Source organism: Rhodococcus sp. WS3, from assembly GCF_003797085.1.
Taxonomy (GTDB): Bacteria; Actinomycetota; Actinomycetes; order Mycobacteriales; family Mycobacteriaceae; genus Rhodococcus_F; species Rhodococcus_F globerula.
In genome coordinates, this window is record NZ_RKMA01000002.1 from 925,683 (window position 1) to 942,830 (window position 17,148).

The window sequence follows — 17,148 nt, forward strand, 5'->3', positions numbered from 1 at the left end:
AAACAGCCGCCTCCACTGTCATCCAGTGGAGGCGGCTGTAATAATTTGCGCCGGCGACTGCGGGTGAGCCTAGTTAAGTTCGTCCATGAACGTCGTGAAGTGTTCGGCGATCTCCTTCGATTTGGTGTGGTGCAGGTAGTGGTCCCCGTCGAGCAGCACCAACTCACCATGATCGACGGAGGCTGCCTGCCCTTCGTGGAGCGCTGTCCAACTCTGGACCTTCGAATTCTGTACCGCAAACAACAGAATCGGAAGGTCGGCCGGGAACGTCTTGCCCATCGACGCAGCGAAGTTGCTGGAAAGATGGTCCATCTCGTTGAGGTAGGTGTCGCTGAAGTTGTTCTTCGCGACCAGACGGCTCATTTCTTCCTTCTCCGCGTCATCGAGGTACGCATCTGATTCTTCGTTACCCGCAAACTTCGCCAGAACGTCGGAGAAGCCCAATTGCTTTGCAACCCTGAATGCTCCGATCGGAAACTTCGTGTCCATGTTCGGCTGCCCGGGGACGCTGCTGTCGATTCCCACAAAAGTGGTGACCTCGTCGCGGTACTTCGCGGTGTAGTCCAGAGCATAGATTCCTGTGATGGAGTGCCCCATCAGGACGTACTCGTCAATCCCCAAAGCCTGCACAGCGGCATGTATTTCTTCGACGATGTTCTCCGTGGTGCGGTCCTTGTCCGTTGCGTCGCTGTATCCATAGCCGAAGGGTTCGATCGCAACAACCCGGTAGTTGGGCGCGAGTTCGTCGATCAGCGGCTTGAAGTCGAGAATCGGTGCGGACGTTCCGAACCCGGGTAGAAGCACGATGGTCCGATCGCCATTTCCACGGATCGAGACGCTCATGTTCTTTCCGTCGACGGACACGAACTGATTGCCCGCTTCCCCACTCGGGACGTTTGCCTTGCTGGAACCGAGGTTGAACACGAGCGCAATGGATACAACTACAACCAGAACAACGGACACCGAAGCAAGAGCTCTCAGTGCAACAGTACGAATCTTCTTCATTCTCATCCTCATCTTCTTTGGCGTCGCTACAACTAGGATAGGTTTGACAGCGAGGCCACACTGGTCTCGTCGAGTACACGCAACACGTTGTTGCCCATCAGCTTTGCCAAATCTTCGGCAGACCAACCGCGCTCGGCGAGACGATCGATCAATACTGCGAATCCCGATACATCGTGCATGCCGTCCGGAAAGTCGTCGAATCCATCGTAATCACTGCCCAATCCGATGTGATCGATTCCGGCAACCTTCCTGGCATGTTCGACGTGATCTGCGAGATGGTCGACCGTCATCGCCGGCCGATCGCCGACGCGTCCGCCCGTGAACCATTCGTTGTACTCGGCCGAAAGGAACATGGGGACAAAGGCGATCATGATCACGCCGCCGTTGGCAGCGAGCAACCGCATGACGTCGTCGGGAACGTTGCGTGGGTGCCCGCATAGCTGCGAGCAGGACGAATGACTGAAAATCACCGGCGCTGACGACGCCTCGACGGCATCACGCATGGTTTCCACCGAGACGTGCGACAGGTCGACGAGCACGCCGAGCCGGTTCATTTCTCGCACGATCTCCCGGCCGAAGTCGGTGAGACCGCCGTGAACTCGCGAATCCGTCGCGGAGTCCGCCCAGCCGGTGTTGTCGTTGTGCGTGAGAGTCATGTACCGAAGACCAAGGCGCGCCATCATTCTCAGGACGCCGAGCGAACTTCCGATGCTGTGGCCACCTTCCGCACCCAACAAGGATGCGACCTTGCCCGCGCTCCAGATACGACGCACGTCGTCACCGGTTCGCGCGAATTCGAATGTATCCGGATACCGCTCGATCATCCGGTACACGTAGTCGATCTGTTCGAGGGTGTACTGAACTGCCTCGGGTTCGGTCATGTCGCACGGTGCGTACACCGACCAGAACTGCGCACCCACACCCCCGCGCCCGAGCTTGTCGATGTCTGTTTGGAAGATGGAATCCTTCTCGAGATTCTCCACCGAATAGCCTGCGATCTGACGAGCCGTCCAGGCCAGATCGTTGTGACCGTCGATGACCGGGGCAAGACCGTAAGCATCGAGTGCAGCAGGATGATTCACATCTGGAAAGGGAGCGAGAGGTTTCAGCACGAGTTCTCCTGGATAAAGTAGTGTGGGCAGGTCGAGGGCCCTCATCGCCCTCAACCTGCCCGAAATTTCATTCAGCGGAGAGAATCACCTCGCCACGGCTATTCCGGGATTTTCTTGAAAAGCCTTGTCATGTAGAGATATTCCTCACCATCGATCGTGAGATGAGCCATCTCGCCCGAGGCACTTTCACTGCTGATCGCAAACCGTGAAGCAGACAACGGCACGACCTTGGTGGGCGGGGACGGGGGCTCACCGTCGATCTCGACCTTGGCGAAGCTCTGGACCTGGAAGCCACCGTCATCGCCGCGCGTGAGTTCGATTCGCACGGTGGTCGATTCATAGGTCCCGAGAATGGGCGACAGATCTATGCCGGCAGCATCCCGTTCGGACTTCGGCTCGGGCAGAACAAGATCGAATTCCTGAGCGATCTCTTTCTCGATCTCGTGAGCCAGAGCTCCGCCGCCGCGCGAATTCGTGACGACCGCCATGGCCAGGCCGAGCTCGGGAAACGTGTGGAATCGGGTGATCTGGCCGATCGTCGCGCCGCCGTGCTGCGCGGACGTGACTCCGCCCCAGTCGGACAGAATCCAACCCAGACCCCAGGCCTGATCGACGCTCGACACCGCTGTCAGGTCGAACTGCGGGGTCCGCATCAAACGCGCCGATTCTTCGGACAGGATGCGCTCGCCCGTCAGAGCCAGGCCGTCACGCATGTGTGCAGCACCGAAGCTCAGCAGAGAGCTGACGGATCCGAGGATGATGCCGGCCGGTCCGATGCCGCGAGGGAGCAGCCACTGCTTCGTCGGAACCACCGTGTCCGGTGAAGTCCGATCCGGGTTGCCCACGTGGCCGACGGCGGTGCGGAACAGCGGGGCGTCCTTGGCCTTGGTGATGATGTGCGTCAATCCGAGTGGCTTCCAGAGGTATTCGACCAACGCCTCGTCCCACGTCATCTCACGTAGAACCTCAACGATGCGGCCGGCCACTGAGAAACCTGCGTTGCTGTAACTTAGATGTCCGCCCGGCTTGGTCACGCTGATCGCGGTCGCGAGTTCGCCGACGTACTTCTCGACGCAGTCGTCACCGTCGCCGGTGTCGTTGAACAGGTCTCCGTCGATACCGCTGGTATGCGTCAGCAACTGGCGGATCGTGATTTCCTTCGTGTTGGACGGGTGCGCGATCGTAAACTCCGGAAGAACCTCCACCACAAGGGTGTCCAGCGTGAGCTTGCCCTCGTCGACGAGCTGCATGATCAGCGTTGTCGTCCAGATCTTGGTCGCGGATCCGTACTGGAACAGGGTGTCGGCATCCACCTCGACGCGGGTGTTCAAGCTGGTCAGCCCGGTGGTGATCACGCGGATATCCGCAGTTCCGTCGTCAGACAGCGCGATCACTCCCACTTGGGCGCCCGGCACCGCATGCTTCTCGGCCAGTTCGTCGAGTCGTGCCTGCCACTTCGGGGCGACAAGTAGGTCCTTGGGCAATTCGGTCACTGGTCGAACTCCTTCGATCATGAAGTCAATGGCATGGATGCGATCCACCTTGTGGTGCAGAACGTCTCGCAAAATCGGTCCTGCTCCACCAGCTCACTCTTCGAGGTGCGAGGCAAGCGGAAGGTAAAACCATCAGTCGATGATCTCAGCGCGGCTGCAATTTCGTCCTGGTCGATTGCACTGAACATGCACCCGAAATTGGTGCGATTCGACGAGCCTCGAGTGCCGCAGGGTTCGTCGTCGTGCGAGCAGCTACGAGAGTCCGCCGCCGTCGATTTCGAAAACGAACTCGACCTCGACGGCGCAACCTCGAGGCAGTTCGGCCAACCCGACCGCGGACCGTGCGTGCCGACCGGCACCACCGAAAACGTCGAGGAGCAGGTCGGAGGCGCCGTTGATGACTTGCGGTTGCAGCGTGAACCCGGGACCGGACGCAACAAAGCCGACGATCTTCACGACGCGGACGACCCGATCGAGGCCGACGAGCATGTCGACCGCGGCGAGTCCGTTGAGTGCACACAGTCGCGCAGCCGCGGCGGCGTCCTCGACCGATACATCCACGCCCAGCTTTCCGGTACAGGTGCTGACGCCATCCACCAATGGCAACTGCCCCGATGTATAGACCAGGTTCCCGGTACGCACAGCAGGCACGTATGCGCCCGCCGGTGTCGCGACCGGCGGCAGGGATAGGTCGAGATCTCGCAGGCGGTCTGTCCAGGTCGTTGTGCCGGTCATCGGGCTACCTCTCGTTCGAGCTCTATCGGCGAATTAGTCTCGGAGTCAGATGATCCCGGGAGGATGTGCGGGTTGAGCATGCCTGCTGGATCCAGCGCAGTCCGGATCGAGGCCATGAGGTCGAGGTCGACATCGCTCCGCCCGAGGGTGATCCAGCGGGCCTTCGCGCGGCCCACTCCGTGCTCGGCACTGATGCTGCCGTCGTGTTGGGTGACCAATCGAAGCACGAAGTCGGTGACGGCATCTCGTTGATCGCCGGTAACGTCGAGCAGATTGACATGGATGTTGCCGTCGGCGATGTGCCCGAAGCAAATCGGGGTGACACCGGGGAAAGAGATGGCAAGCCCTGCGGTCAAGGCCTCGAGGAAGGGTTCTATCTCTCGCAGCGGCGTCGCGATGTCCAACTTCACTGGTGGAGTGGATGATTCGGCGCTGACCGATTCGGTGTGACTTTCACGGTACTGCCACAGCTTTGTTGCCGGCCCGGTCTCGACGACGGCGCCCTGCACCATTCCTTCAGCTTCAGCGAGCACCCCGAGCAGGAGTGACTGCGCTTGCGTCGGTCCGGAGACCTCGACGAGTACGTCGAACGGTGCATCCGCGTCGAGCGGCGGTCGCAAGTGCCGATGCTTCCGGACCAGCCCGATACCTGCGCGAGTCATCAACTCGGCAGCTTCGAGCGTGAGTCCCGCGCGCTCGAGCCTATGGATCAGCTCCAGACCGGCACCCACCGATTCGACCCCGGCCATCACTACCTGTGTGTGAGCAGCCGGAACCACCAGACGCATCAGGACCCGGGTGACGACGGCGAGGGTACCTTCGGCGCCGGCCAGCAGACCCGGCAGGTCGTAGCCGACGTTGTCCTTGGTCAAGGCCTTCCAACGCGAGAGCACCCGGCCGTCGGACAGAACAGCTTCGACGCCGAGCAACCGTGATCGAGTGTTGCCGTACTTGATCATTCGCACGCCGCCCGCGTTGGTGGAGACAATCCCTCCGAGCGTCGCAGAATCACGTGAGGCCAGGTCGATACCCAGGTCCAACCCGTATTCGCGGACGGCCTGCTGCGCCTGCGCGATCGTGACACCGGCGCCGGCTGCCAGCGTGCGACCGACCTCGTCGATTTCCTCGATGACGGCGAGGCGGGTCGTGCTGAGCACCACCTCACCGCGCATCGGCACCGACCCACCGACCAGCCCGGTGTTGCCGCCTTGCGGCACGACGGCGACGCCGGCGCGGTGACAACAGGCGAGGACCGCGGAGACTTGGCCGGTGTCGGCGGGCCTGACCACAGCAGTGGTAGCGCCGTGCCAGTGCCCCGTCCAGTCGGTGACATATCCCGCGACAGTGTCGCGATCTGTCAAGACGTGCGCCGGCCCGACAATGCGGGCGAGTTCGTCGACGAGCGTCGTGGTCGATGCGATCACGCTGCGCTCCTCTCGAGCAGGCGGCCGCCGCGGTGGCCGGTGAGGTCTCCGCCGCTCACAGTCGGAATGCCGTTCACGAACACGTCACGTACACCGCGGGCGAGCTGCCACGGTGCGTCGAAGGTCGAGGTGTCCTCGATCGTGTTCGGGTCGAGGATCACCACGTCGGCAGCCATGGAAGGAGCAAGCATGCCGCGGTCGGTCACCTTGATTCGGGATGCCGGCAGCGATGTCATTTTCCGGATCGCGTCCTCGAGCGTCAGAGTGCGCTCGTCGCGAACATACCGGCCGAGTACTCGTGCAAAGGTGCCGAAGCTGCGTGGATGCGGGCGGCCGGGACCGGCCGGGGCGAGCATCGCGCCATCGCTGGCGACGGATACCTGTGGATGTGCCAGCACCGACCGCATGTCATCCTCGCTCATCGCGTGGTTGACGATGCTCACCGAACCCTGATGTGCGGCAAGTACATCGAGAGCAGCATCAGCGGCGTCGGTACCGCGGTCCGCGCCGATCTCGGATAGCGAGTGTCCGATGTAACGGTGGAACTCTCCGCTAGGCAGAGCCGCGATCACGACGCCGTCCGGGTCGATATCTCGGCCGAACCTGGACCTCAACTCGTCCGCAATGCGTATCCGGGTCTCGGGGTCCGCCAGCCGTTCAAGCAGCGCCGAGAGGCCGCCGTCGACGGCCCATCTCGCAAGCCTCGAGGACAGGTCCGTGCTCGACGCGGTGTACGGATAAACATCTGCGGTGACGTCCACTCCGCGTATCCGGGCTTGATCCATCAGTTCCAGGGCGCGGTTCACCGTCCCCCAGTTCTCCGGTCCCATCGCCTTGAGATGCGAAATCTGCAGACGTGCGCCGGCCCGCTCCGCGGTCTCGATGGCTTCCTCTACCGCAGCGGCCAATTCCGACGTTTCGTTGCGCATGTGCGTCGAGTACAACAGTCCCGCCGTCGCGGCGGCTGCCACCAGAGTGCACAGTTCGTCGGACTGGGCAAAAAGGCCGGGGATATAGATGAGGCCGGTCGAGAACCCGACGACGCCGGGCGCCGTCGCAGATTCGGTAATGATCGCGCACATCTGCTCGAGTTCCGTCGTCGTCGGAGGCCGATCCTCGTTGCCGATCACAGCAACCCGCAGTGTGTTGTGCCCTAACTGTAAGCCCACATTGACAGCCGGTCGTGCTGCGGTGACTGCGTCCCCGAATCCGTACGCGTCGGGCCACTGCGCCCCTGCCTGTCCGCTGTCGTGCGCCGGGAACGGTGACAGTCCGCAATTTCCGGTGACGAGCGTCGTGACGCCCTGTGCCAGTTGCGTTTCGGCGCCGGGGTGACCAAGTACGGTGAAGTCGGCGTGCGAGTGTAGGTCGATAAAGCCGGGAGCCACAATGCAACCGGTCGCGTCGATGGTCTCGGTAGCCGGGAACGGACCCGGACCGATCGCCGCGATCCGATCGCCGACGATGGCCACGTCGGCGGTGCGTCGTGGTGATCCGGTTCCGTCGACAACCGTTCCCCCGGTTATCGCGAAGTCGTAGTCCATGATATTTCCTATCGTGTTTCGATGACCATGATCAGCAGGTACACGTGGGAGTCTTCTGCCATATGTGGGTCCTCGAGGGCTTCGGCCCGTCCGATTTCGACAGCGTGTCGATCAGCACTCAGCATGCCTCGGCGCGCACACACTGTCCAAGTCGCATTCCCGCTTGTTCGATCATCTTCACTTATAGTTACAGCGTGAACCTGCAGCGGGCGCGATATCTGGTGGCAATCGCGGATCACCTTAACTTCACGCGCGCGGCCGCTGAGCTACATGTTGCACAATCCGCACTGAGCCAACAGATCAAAGTCCTCGAACGTGAGCTCGGCGTAGTGCTCTTCGATCGGCGAGGGCCCAGAATCAGCCTGACGGATCCCGGAATCGTCGCGGTTCGTGAAGCCAAATTCCTGCTCGAATCAGCCGACCGAGCCGTCGAACGGATCCGAGCCTCAGCGCTCGGGTCCGAGGGTGAACTGCGCATCGCGCACACGCGATCATGGGCCGGCGGGGCAGTTGCACTGGCCGTCAACCAATTTCGCGCCAGATACCCAAAAGTCGCGATTACCGAGCATCGCGGCTATACCACCCGGAATACGGCGCTTGCCGCCGACGGGGCTGTGGACATCGCGGTGGTGCGGCCGCCTCTTGACCAGTCGAAGCTGACGGTTCGCATTGTGGACCGTGAGCGACTCCTGCTCGCGGTACCGTCCGGGCATCCACTCGCCGCACGCGACGTCGTCGAACTGGCACAGCTTGCGGACGAGCCGGTGGTGTTCTGGCCCCGGGCGAACGGACCAGGCATGTACGACGCCATCGTCGAGATGTTCTGGCCCACAAGGGCACCGAACGTGGTCCGACGCGAGGCCGATGACGAGCAGGTACTTCACGCGGTAGCGGCCGGCGTCGGGGTAGCGCCGATGCCCGCCGGACGCGCCGCAACCTACCGGGTTCCCGGGGTTCATATGTGCGAGATCGACGGACCGGCAATGTATCTGACGGTCGGTCTCGCGTTTCGAGCCGACAACCCGAACCTCGCGCTCCGGCTTTTCCTCGAAGTAGTGGACCAGATAGTGGATCACCACTGAAACCAGTGCCAACCTTCGTCGATTCACACAAGACCAGGCTTCGGGATCTCACTATCCTCAGATCTACGGACACCGACGAAAGGCCCCTCGAATGACCGACACTGCCACCCACGTTGACAGCGCACAGCAGGAGATCGCTGCTGTTCTGGCCGAAGCGAAGACCGACGCGTTTGTGCACGTACGTGACATCGATTCCGGCGAAGAGTTCGGCTACGGCGCTGACGACGGTGTCATCCTCGCCTCCGTCTTCAAGATTCCCGTCGTCCTCGAGTACGCCCGCGCCGTAGCGGCCGGAACCCTCGATCCGACCGAGCACGCCACAGTGACGGCCGAGTTCCGTTCGGGCGGCATCGGTATCGGCGGCTGCGCCGACGACGTCACCGCCAGCTGGCGAGACCTCGCTCTGCTCATGATGAGCTTCAGCGACAACGCCGCCACCGACTTCATCTACAACCGACTCGGGCTCGACAACATCGTATCTACGCTGCGTAGTCTGGGTCTGGAGAAGACCAACTTGGTTCGCGACTGCCGCGGCCTGTTCAAGACGGTCTACGAAGATCTCGGAGTCGACGCTGGCACCCTGCTCGAATACCCCGAGATCGAAATTCTTCGGACGATTTCCGTTATGGATCCGTCCCGCACCAATTCCAGTACTCCTCGCGAGATCACACAGTTGCTGGCTGCAATCTGGCGCGACGAAGCCGGCCCCGCATCCGCCTGTGACGAGGTCCGAACGATCATGAGCAAGCAGGTCTGGCCGCACCGACTTTCTTCCGGTTTCCCCGACGAGGTCACTGTCGCCGCCAAGACCGGCACCCTGGGATTGGTACGAAACGAAGCCGGTGTCGTGACGTACCCGGACGGCAAGCGTTACGCCGTCGGTGTCTTCACCAAATCCCACGAACTCACCAAACGGGCGCCGAAAATCGACGCCTCGATCGGAACCGTCGGCCGCATCGCTGTCGAAGCACTCCGCAACAACAGCTGACCAGAATCCGCTGACAAAAAATGCGGGTCGCACTGAAAGATCAGCGCGACCCGCATTTTTCGGCTTTCGAGCTAGCGCGGCCCACGCAGTCGAAGGTGCACCATCAGCCGGAAGCGCACGTTCGGATCATCGAGATCCAGTGCCGCCATACTCTTCACCTTACTGAGACGGTACCGAAATGTGTTGGGATGCACATGCAATGACGCTGCCGCGTCACCGACATCACCGAAGGCGTTGAGCCACGCATCGAGAGTGTCGACAAACGAGGTCGCATGAGCAGCGTCGTGACTGGCGATTGCCTCGATCGGCCCGAGGTCCGAAAACCCTTCGGCAGCGACCTCCGACGCGATCTCCAACAGAATGGCATCAACGTGGACACTGCTGAAGGTGGCGACACTGCCGGACGCTCGTCCCGCCAACAACACTTCGAGTGCGTGCTCGGCATCGCGCTTCGATCGGCTCAACTGAGCCGGTCTGGTCACGACCCGACCGATCCCGATAATCGTATCGCCGGACGCTCCGGTGCGGTCCAGGAAATCCGAGGCCACACGAGACGCCTGCAACTCGGCTTCTGCCGGGGAGTGCCCGCGAACGGACAGCACCGCGTAGCCGGTTCCGTTGACCAGGGCAGCCGCCGACTGCGAGTGAACGGCACCGAGGTGCATCGCCAGAGCATCAGTCAATCGCACGATATGGGCGGCGTCATCCGGCTTCGATGACCCCTCGAAAGACCTTCGGCCCAAAGCCATTACGAGAGTAGGACCAGTGCCGAGGCCGAGCCGATTCATCGCGTCGACAGCACCGGCCCCTCCGTCGAGTAGAGTCGCGATCAGGTCTGCGCGCAGTCGACGCTCGGCGTCGGCGCCGCCGCGCAACCGCAACATCTGCAAAGCGATCATCCCTGCCGAATCGAGCAACGCGCGCGTTCGGTCTTCCGACAACGGCGCGACCAGTGCCACCCACATGGAGCCGAGGAACTCGTCGCCGGCCCGAATGGACACTGCGATACGTCCCATTTTGGTACCGAGGGTCTCCGCCGGCACCCACACCGGATCGTCGCTTCGATAGAGCCGGTCGAATACCCCTGCCTCTTCGAGCACTCGAATGTACTGGTCAGGGACCTGCCGTTCCAGAACGGTCGCGATACGCGGACCGTCACCTTCCTCCTGACGACCGGAGAACGCTATGACCCGTGAGCTTCTGTCTTCGATCGTGATCGGCGCGTCCAGGAGTGCGCTGACCGCGTTGGCAAACGCAAACAGATCCCCAGCCGGGCCACCTCCGCGAGAATGTATGTGGCCGACTTCGTTACGAGCTTCCAGCACCGAATGCAGCAGGCTTGTCAACTGAACCCACGAGACTCCTCTGGCCAGCGCCAACACGACAACACCCGTGGATTCGATGGTCTCCCGGTCCACAGAGCTCAGGTCGGAGCTGACACGCGCGACCACCACCGCTACACCACGCTCGGCCAGATCGACGACGGATTCCGCGATACGTTCACCGCCACTGATCCCGACGAGCAATACCATCGAGTCCGAGGTCGACGGCGAATCGTCTTCGGGATCGTGAATGACGACGGACGCAACCTCGTCCATCGACTGCGGATCACCGACAACCGCGTTCAGCACCGTGGTTCCCACGTCTTCGAGAAGCCGCACCAAACTGATGCGAGGTCGCACGGTGCCCACGTCCATCACTCCTTCGTCCTGTGAACGAAGTGTGTCATACGGTCCGACGCCGATACCTGAGCCTCCCGCAACGCCTGGGCCTCCCGGAACACCTGGGCCTCCCAGACCCTTCACGAAGTGGCCTCCACTGTCGCCTTGACGAATTCTGATCCCGGCGCACGATCCAGCACGTACTTCCCGGTCCGAGTGACGGCAACTACCACCCCGTTCTCGGCGAGCACGCCACCGAGAGCGTCGCGGACAGCCAGTCGCCAATCGTTCGCCACCGTCGGGTCCGAATTACGCAGTGCATACACGTCATTCGGCGTAGCCACGGTGACAAATCGATTCTCGGTCGCTTTCATCACGGGCAGACCGGCTTCCGAGACGGACAGCAGTTCGCTCGCTCCCAAGGACTCAGGAGTCGGAACCTCGCCGGCACCGGAGACGACATCCGAGACCTTGCTACTGCCGATTTCCCAGTCGATCAGCAACCTGTCGCTGTCGGCACCGCCGTTGAGACCGTCGTTCATCGGCGCGTAGAAACGCGGCAGATACTGGATCGGGAGCGCACCGAGTTTCGAGACGTTGAAGTAGGCATTGCGCGCGACGAGGGGATCGAAAGTCCACCGCACGTGGAGAATCCGCCGTTCCAGCGCCCACGCCCGCTGGAACAGTTTCAATGCAAGGCCAATATGACCGTTCTGGACAGTCGGGAGGATCCCCGTGATGTGAGAATGCAACGAACGGTGCTGCGGTTCCTCGAAGAATGCGACCGACGCACCGATCAGGTCTCCACCACGAAAAGCGCCGGCTACGTAATTACCGGAGTGCGCGAGCGCCTGCATCATGTCCCGGTGCACGGGCGGATTTCCGCTCTCCGGCTGCCATACCTTCTCGAACAGGTCGAAAACCTGTTCCAACTTGGCATGCCCGGTAACGGTTTCGATAGTCACACGCGCAAGCAAAGCGGCATGTTCGGCTTGGCTGATGTTCGGCGATGTCATCGTCACAGTCCTCCCTCCAGGACTCGAGTCACCAAACCGGCCAACAACGTGGCGCGCGGGATCATCTGATCTATCTCTACGTGTTCGTCGGCCGCGTGGGCGCCACCGCCGACGGCACCGAGGCCGTCCAACGTGGGGGTTCCGACTGCAGCGGTGAAGTTTCCGTCCGAGGCACCGCCGACCGCGCAGTCGCGCAACATCCCCAGCCCGTTCTCGCTACTGATCTGATGGGCGAGGAAGTACAGCTTCTCCGACGACGAGGCCTCGAGGGGACCCCGGTTGGGTCCTCCGGTCACCGAGATCCGGCTTTCGGCCAGTACTGGCACCAGCTCGCGAACCGAACGATCGATGCGTTCCTGTTCCTTCGCGGACCACATCCGAACGTCGCACCACAGTTGCGCTTGCGCTGCAACAGTATTGGTGGTGGTGCCACCACTGATGACCGACGGGACCACTGACGTTCCGACCGCCGGATCCGCGAGTTCCGCCACGGCCAGAATCTGATGCGCGAGTTCCACGACAGCGTTCACACCCCGCTCGGGTTCCAGGCCTGCGTGCGCAGCGCGTCCCTCGATAGTGATGCAGTAGAGCGACATGCCCTTCCGCGCTGTCTTCACCGCGCCGTCGGCGGCGGCTTCGAGGACCAGCACCGCCTCGACCTGGCGCGCGTGCTCCTCGATCAGGGCGCGCGAAGTCGGGGAGCCGATTTCTTCGTCGGAATTGAGGAGCACCACCACGCCGTCGAGCGACGGGAGAGATGCGAGCGCATGAAAAAGCTGAACGATGCCGGCCTTCATGTCGAAGACTCCGGGTCCGGTGGCGATGTTGTCGGTGACGGACCAGGGCAGTTCGGTGAGTGTCCCGAGCGGCCACACGGTGTCGAAATGCCCGAGGAGCATCACCTTCGGCTCCGCCCCGAACGACCAACGCAAGTGCTGACGTCCGTCGATGCGGATGCGTTCCGGAGCGCTTCCGAGATGTCGTTCCCCGATCTCGGCAACCACGTCCGCACAGGCGTCGACCGCCGCGAGATCTGAACTGGGTGACTCGGCGATCACCAAAGCGGCCAAGTCCGCCGCCATTGTCTTCTTGTCCACTCTCAGGTACTCCTGTCACCGACGTCGACTACTCCCGTCAAGCTTGGCCGAACCGACTACCGCAGATCTTGTCCAGGACTACTGTCCTTCCGACTCGAATTCGTCGTACGCCACCAATTGCTTCCCCGACGGGACTTCGGCGAATCAGGTTCGATTGGCAACCGTCACAATCGGCTTGACCCCGACTGCGGCCAATCGTGAGTTGACAGTGATCAATCCGAGTATGTCGTCGACACTGCCCAGAGTGTGCGCGATGGTACGGTCCGCGATCCTCCTCGAACCGGGAACAGCCTCCGCAAGCTCGGCAGCCGTAGTCGTGGGGTGAACGATCTCGAGCGTCCATTCGTCCCGGAGCGCTACGGGTTTCAGCGTGTCGGCCTTGCGCACCGCACGTTCCGCTCCTGCCCTGATGTGCTCGCACGCGAGCGACGGAGGCAGCGAGTTTGCAGCCGACCATCCATGCGCCTTCTTCACCTCTACGGTCTCCGTCGTCGGCGACGCTGCGTCCACCAGGGCGCAGATGATGTCGTCTCCGGTGACCAGGCCTACCGGAACACCCTGCGTCGCCGCGTACAGAGTGTTGACATCGGTCTCCGACACCGACTTACCGTCGAGTCGAACGTCGGCGAACAGACTCGAGAAAGTATGCGCCAGGACGCCGGGCCCACCCGCAGGCGCGTGATAGCCGACAAAAAGTGCAACGTCGTGATCCGACGTCAGACCCTCGGCCATGCACTGCAACTTCGGAGACCCGAAAATCACCCGAGCTCGAGGATCCAGATCAGCATGAAGCAGGTTGTCCATCGTTCCATGGCTGTCATTGACCAGGACGCTCGTCGCGCCACCGTCGAACGCACCGGCAATCGCAGCATTCGTCTCTGCGGTCATGAGCGCCTGCGCCCGCAGATACCCGCCACCGCCGCGAACCGTCTGATCGAGCGTCGCGATACCCGCGATACCCTCCATGTCCACCGAAATATAGACGTGCATCCGTGCCCTCCATCGAATCTGTTCCCGCCGTGTTGGTCGTTACACCTCACCTTCACATTCGTGCGTGTCAGATTCTTGTTCCGCCGAACGGTGAGCACACCTCAATTTGGGACGTTCACACCAGAATCCGGCACTGCACCCGTGAAACCATCGGGACACTATCGACCGACGACAGGAGTGCAACGCTTATGCAGGTCCACGACATCGTGTTCACCGGCGGCCGCGTGGTCGATCCGGCATCGGGCACCGACGAGGTTCGCAACATCGCGATCACCGACGGCACGGTTTCGGCTTGGGGCCACGACGCGATCGAAGCCCTCCGGACCATCGATGTGACAGGTCAGGTGATCTGCCCCGGATTCATCGACATGCACAGCCACGGACAGGAAATCGCCGAGCAACGGCTGCAGGCGATGGACGGCGTCACGACGGCCCTCGAACTGGAGGCCGGCGTCATACCCGTCGCGAAGGCATACGCGCGAGCGGCTTCCGAAGGACGCCCGATCAACTACGGGTACGCAACATCGTGGGCACACGCCCGCATGATCGAGCTCGCCGGCGCCGATCCCGACGGTGACATCCGAACACTTCTGCATCACCTGGGTGCGCCGAGCTGGCAGGGCGAGCCGACGTCGGCGCAGCGCGCACACATTCTCGAACTCATCGACAGTGACCTCGCCGCAGGAGCTCTCGGGATCGGAGTCGTGGTCGGATACGCCCCGAAGTCCGACCCCGCGGAATACCTGGAGGTCGCGGCACTCGCTGCCCGGGCGGGTGTGCCTACCTATACTCATGCGCGTCCGCTCATTTCGATGGATCCGTCGAGCCCGGTGGACGGTGCCGTCGAAATCGCCCGTGCTGCAGCCGAAACCGGCGCACATATGCACTACTGCCATGTCAACAGCACCTCCGGTGCGCACGTCGACCAAGCTCTGGCGGTGGTGGCGCGCGTTCAGGAAGCCGGCTCACGTGTCACCACCGAGGCGTATCCGTACGGTTCCGGGTCGACGGCAGTCGGAGCGGCCTTTCTCGATCCGGACAGGCTGCATCTGATGAATCTGACGACGCGATCACTCACCTTCGTTCCCACCGGGGAACGCATCGAGAACCGCAAGCAGTTGGAGCACCTCCGTGCCACCGATCCCGGCGCCTTGGTTCTCGTCGAGTTCCTCGACGAGACCGACGACCCCACACGCGAGATCCTCGAACGGGCAATGACTTTCGATCGAGCCGCAATCGCCAGCGACGCTATGCCGCTGACCTGGCCGAGGCGCACCCCGGCCGATGCACTGCAGTGGCCACTGCCCCCGACTGCACTCGGCCATCCTCGCGGCGCCGGTACCTATGCACGCGCAATCCGCACGCTGTATCGCGAGCGTCAACTACTGTCGCTGTCGGACATCATCGCTCGCTGCTCGTTGATCCCAGCCCAGATTTTGGAGGAGTCAATTCCCGCAATGTCGTCCAAGGGGCGGATCAGCCCAGGCAGCGACGCCGACATCGTCGTTTTCGACCCCGATAGAATTACCGACAACGCCACGTACGTCGACGGCACCCGGCCTTCCAGTGGAATCAGCCGGGTACTGGTCGGCGGAGTACCCGTCGTCGAGGGAGGCATCCTCGTCGAGGATGCACTGCCAGGTCGACCAATTCGCCGCTCGTGACCGGACAAGCTCTGACAGAAAGTCTTTTACTCATGAACATCGCCGATACGACCGACCACACGAACCCACCGATCGGCTGGCAGCACAAAGCCTTCGGAACCGACCTCAACGGTCTGCGCAGTTCCGACCTCGAAGCGTTGGGGATCTCCGCTCTCGACGGCGACCTCCCACTCCCGGTGATGACACTCGATCGGGAGGCGATCTCACACAATGTCGACCTCATGGCAAAGTTCTGCGCCGACCACGATGTCGACCTGGCACCTCATGCCAAGACCACGATGAGTCCGGAATTGGTTCATCGACAACTCGACGCCGGAGCGTGGGGAATGACCGCGGCGACGGTCGCGCAGGCCCGCATTCTCCGCGAGTTCGGCGTGGACACCATCATCATCGCGAGCCAAGTACTCGACCCGGCGGGCATTCGATGGATCTGTGATGTGCAGCAAACAGATCCCGGGTTCTTCGTCGCTACCCTGGTCGACTCGATCGAGAGCGTCCAACTTATGGAGAGCTTGATCGCGAAAGTCTCACCGAGCAGCAGAATCCGAGTACTCGTCGAACTCGGCTACGACAACGGTCGCGCCGGGGCACGCACACTCGACCAGGCACTCGACGTCGCCCGCGCAGCGTCACAGACCCAGTCACTCGTCCTCACCGGAGTCGAGGGGTTCGAGGGCATGATGCCGGGCGCGTCAGTGGCTGCCCGCCGAATCTCTGTCGATTCGTATCTCAGATCCGCGCGAGTATTCACAGAAATCTGCGTGGCGGAGAACCTGTTCGAGAACAACTCGACACAAGCCCCGCTCCCCCTGGTCACCTTCGGCGGCAGCGCATTTCACGATCTGGTAGTCCGCGAGTTGGCCGGCCGTTGGGCAACAGGTAACGGTGTGCGCGTCGTACTGCGCAGTGGTTGCTACATCACTCACGATCACGGCCTCTACGCCGATACCTCGCCATGGGCCGATGGTCCGCGGACTTTGCGGGCAGCTGCCGAGGTCTGGGGCGTTGTGCTCTCCCTACCTGAGCCGGGCCGGGCGATCCTCGGCTTCGGTCGTCGCGACGTCGGTTCCGACGCAGGCTTTCCCACAGTACTGTGGCGACGCCGAGACGGCTCCAATCAGTCGGCTCGGGAACTGTCCATCTCTGCACTCAACGATCAGCACGCTTACGTCGATCTACCGGCAGATTTCGACGTGCGTGTCGGTGATCTCCTGGGCTGCGGAATCTCGCACCCGTGCACGACTTTCGACAAGTGGTCACTGATTCCCGAGGTAGATGCACATTATCGCGTCGTAGGGTCAGTCCACACGTTCTTCTGAAAACCCGAGAAAGGCGTC

Annotated in this window: 14 protein-coding genes; 4 read left to right on the forward strand and 10 right to left on the reverse strand. The window is 62.1% G+C overall.

Features of this window, described 5'->3' with window-relative positions:
- Window positions 1–69: 69 nt before the first annotated feature.
- From EEB13_RS18395 to EEB13_RS18420, 6 genes are all read right to left on the reverse strand, one after another.
- Window positions 70–1,005: an alpha/beta fold hydrolase gene (locus EEB13_RS18395; protein ID WP_141485983.1), complete on the reverse strand. Its 936-nt coding sequence runs from the start codon at window positions 1,003–1,005 to the stop codon at window positions 70–72.
- A 32-nt stretch (window positions 1,006–1,037) separates the two neighbouring features.
- Complete coding sequence (locus EEB13_RS18400; protein ID WP_045067337.1) at window positions 1,038–2,117, reverse strand: dipeptidase; 1,080 nt, start codon at window positions 2,115–2,117, stop codon at window positions 1,038–1,040.
- 98 nt (window positions 2,118–2,215) lie between these two features.
- Window positions 2,216–3,610, reverse strand: a complete 1,395-nt coding sequence (locus EEB13_RS18405; RefSeq protein WP_261984585.1) for a serine hydrolase domain-containing protein — start codon at window positions 3,608–3,610, stop codon at window positions 2,216–2,218.
- Between the two features lie 252 nt (window positions 3,611–3,862).
- Window positions 3,863–4,345: a RidA family protein gene (locus tag EEB13_RS18410; RefSeq protein WP_141485985.1), complete on the reverse strand. Its 483-nt coding sequence runs from the start codon at window positions 4,343–4,345 to the stop codon at window positions 3,863–3,865.
- A complete protein-coding gene (locus EEB13_RS18415) occupies window positions 4,342–5,769 on the reverse strand; it encodes an FAD-binding oxidoreductase (RefSeq protein WP_261984586.1) in 1,428 nt (475 codons plus the stop codon). The genes EEB13_RS18410 and EEB13_RS18415 overlap by 4 nt, the downstream gene beginning before the upstream one ends.
- Entirely contained in the window at window positions 5,766–7,313 is a 1,548-nt protein-coding gene (locus EEB13_RS18420; protein WP_141485986.1) for an N-acyl-D-amino-acid deacylase family protein, read from the reverse strand. Before EEB13_RS18420 ends, EEB13_RS18415 begins: the two co-directional genes overlap by 4 nt.
- Before the next feature lie 194 nt (window positions 7,314–7,507).
- Here EEB13_RS18420 and EEB13_RS18425 point away from each other — a divergent pair, with 194 nt between their 5' ends.
- Both EEB13_RS18425 and EEB13_RS18430 read left to right on the forward strand, forming a co-directional pair.
- Window positions 7,508–8,395, forward strand: a complete 888-nt coding sequence (locus EEB13_RS18425) for a LysR family transcriptional regulator (protein WP_222839809.1) — start codon at window positions 7,508–7,510, stop codon at window positions 8,393–8,395.
- 91 nt (window positions 8,396–8,486) lie between these two features.
- Window positions 8,487–9,383, forward strand: a complete 897-nt coding sequence (locus EEB13_RS18430) for a serine hydrolase (protein WP_045067333.1) — start codon at window positions 8,487–8,489, stop codon at window positions 9,381–9,383.
- Between the two features lie 71 nt (window positions 9,384–9,454).
- On the opposite strand, the gene EEB13_RS18435 is transcribed toward EEB13_RS18430, so the two are convergent.
- The 4 genes from EEB13_RS18435 to EEB13_RS18450 form a co-directional block, all read right to left on the reverse strand.
- Window positions 9,455–11,188 carry a PucR family transcriptional regulator gene (locus tag EEB13_RS18435; protein WP_239654715.1) on the reverse strand — a complete coding sequence of 578 codons (1,734 nt, stop codon included), beginning with the start codon at window positions 11,186–11,188 and terminating at the stop codon, window positions 9,455–9,457.
- Window positions 11,185–12,060 (reverse strand): GNAT family N-acetyltransferase, encoded by an 876-nt coding sequence (locus EEB13_RS18440; RefSeq protein WP_261984587.1) that lies wholly within the window; start codon window positions 12,058–12,060, stop codon window positions 11,185–11,187. Before EEB13_RS18440 ends, EEB13_RS18435 begins: the two co-directional genes overlap by 4 nt.
- 2 nt (window positions 12,061–12,062) lie before the next feature.
- On the reverse strand, window positions 12,063–13,157 hold the full coding sequence (locus EEB13_RS18445) for a M20 family metallopeptidase (RefSeq protein WP_141485988.1): 1,095 nt from the start codon (window positions 13,155–13,157) through the stop codon (window positions 12,063–12,065).
- A gap of 144 nt (window positions 13,158–13,301) precedes the next feature.
- Window positions 13,302–14,147 (reverse strand): M55 family metallopeptidase, encoded by an 846-nt coding sequence (locus tag EEB13_RS18450; protein ID WP_141485989.1) that lies wholly within the window; start codon window positions 14,145–14,147, stop codon window positions 13,302–13,304.
- 188 nt (window positions 14,148–14,335) lie between these two features.
- Between EEB13_RS18450 and EEB13_RS18455 the strand changes: the two genes are divergently transcribed.
- Complete coding sequence (locus tag EEB13_RS18455) at window positions 14,336–15,811, forward strand: amidohydrolase family protein (RefSeq protein ID WP_141485990.1); 1,476 nt, start codon at window positions 14,336–14,338, stop codon at window positions 15,809–15,811.
- Window positions 15,812–15,843: 32 nt separating this feature from the next.
- Window positions 15,844–17,130 (forward strand): alanine racemase, encoded by a 1,287-nt coding sequence (locus tag EEB13_RS18460; protein ID WP_141485991.1) that lies wholly within the window; start codon window positions 15,844–15,846, stop codon window positions 17,128–17,130.
- Window positions 17,131–17,148 lie beyond the last annotated feature (18 nt).

Coding starts and splice junctions, on each gene's coding strand:
- EEB13_RS18450 (WP_141485989.1), bottom strand. CDS start 14,147: ATGCACGTCTATATTTCGGTGGACATGGAGGGTATCGCGGGTATCGCG.
- EEB13_RS18430 (WP_045067333.1), top strand. CDS start 8,487: ATGACCGACACTGCCACCCACGTTGACAGCGCACAGCAGGAGATCGCT.
- EEB13_RS18440 (WP_261984587.1), bottom strand. CDS start 12,060: ATGACATCGCCGAACATCAGCCAAGCCGAACATGCCGCTTTGCTTGCG.
- EEB13_RS18395 (WP_141485983.1), bottom strand. CDS start 1,005: ATGAAGAAGATTCGTACTGTTGCACTGAGAGCTCTTGCTTCGGTGTCC.
- EEB13_RS18460 (WP_141485991.1), top strand. CDS start 15,844: ATGAACATCGCCGATACGACCGACCACACGAACCCACCGATCGGCTGG.
- EEB13_RS18420 (WP_141485986.1), bottom strand. CDS start 7,313: ATGGACTACGACTTCGCGATAACCGGGGGAACGGTTGTCGACGGAACC.
- EEB13_RS18410 (WP_141485985.1), bottom strand. CDS start 4,345: ATGACCGGCACAACGACCTGGACAGACCGCCTGCGAGATCTCGACCTA.
- EEB13_RS18455 (WP_141485990.1), top strand. CDS start 14,336: ATGCAGGTCCACGACATCGTGTTCACCGGCGGCCGCGTGGTCGATCCG.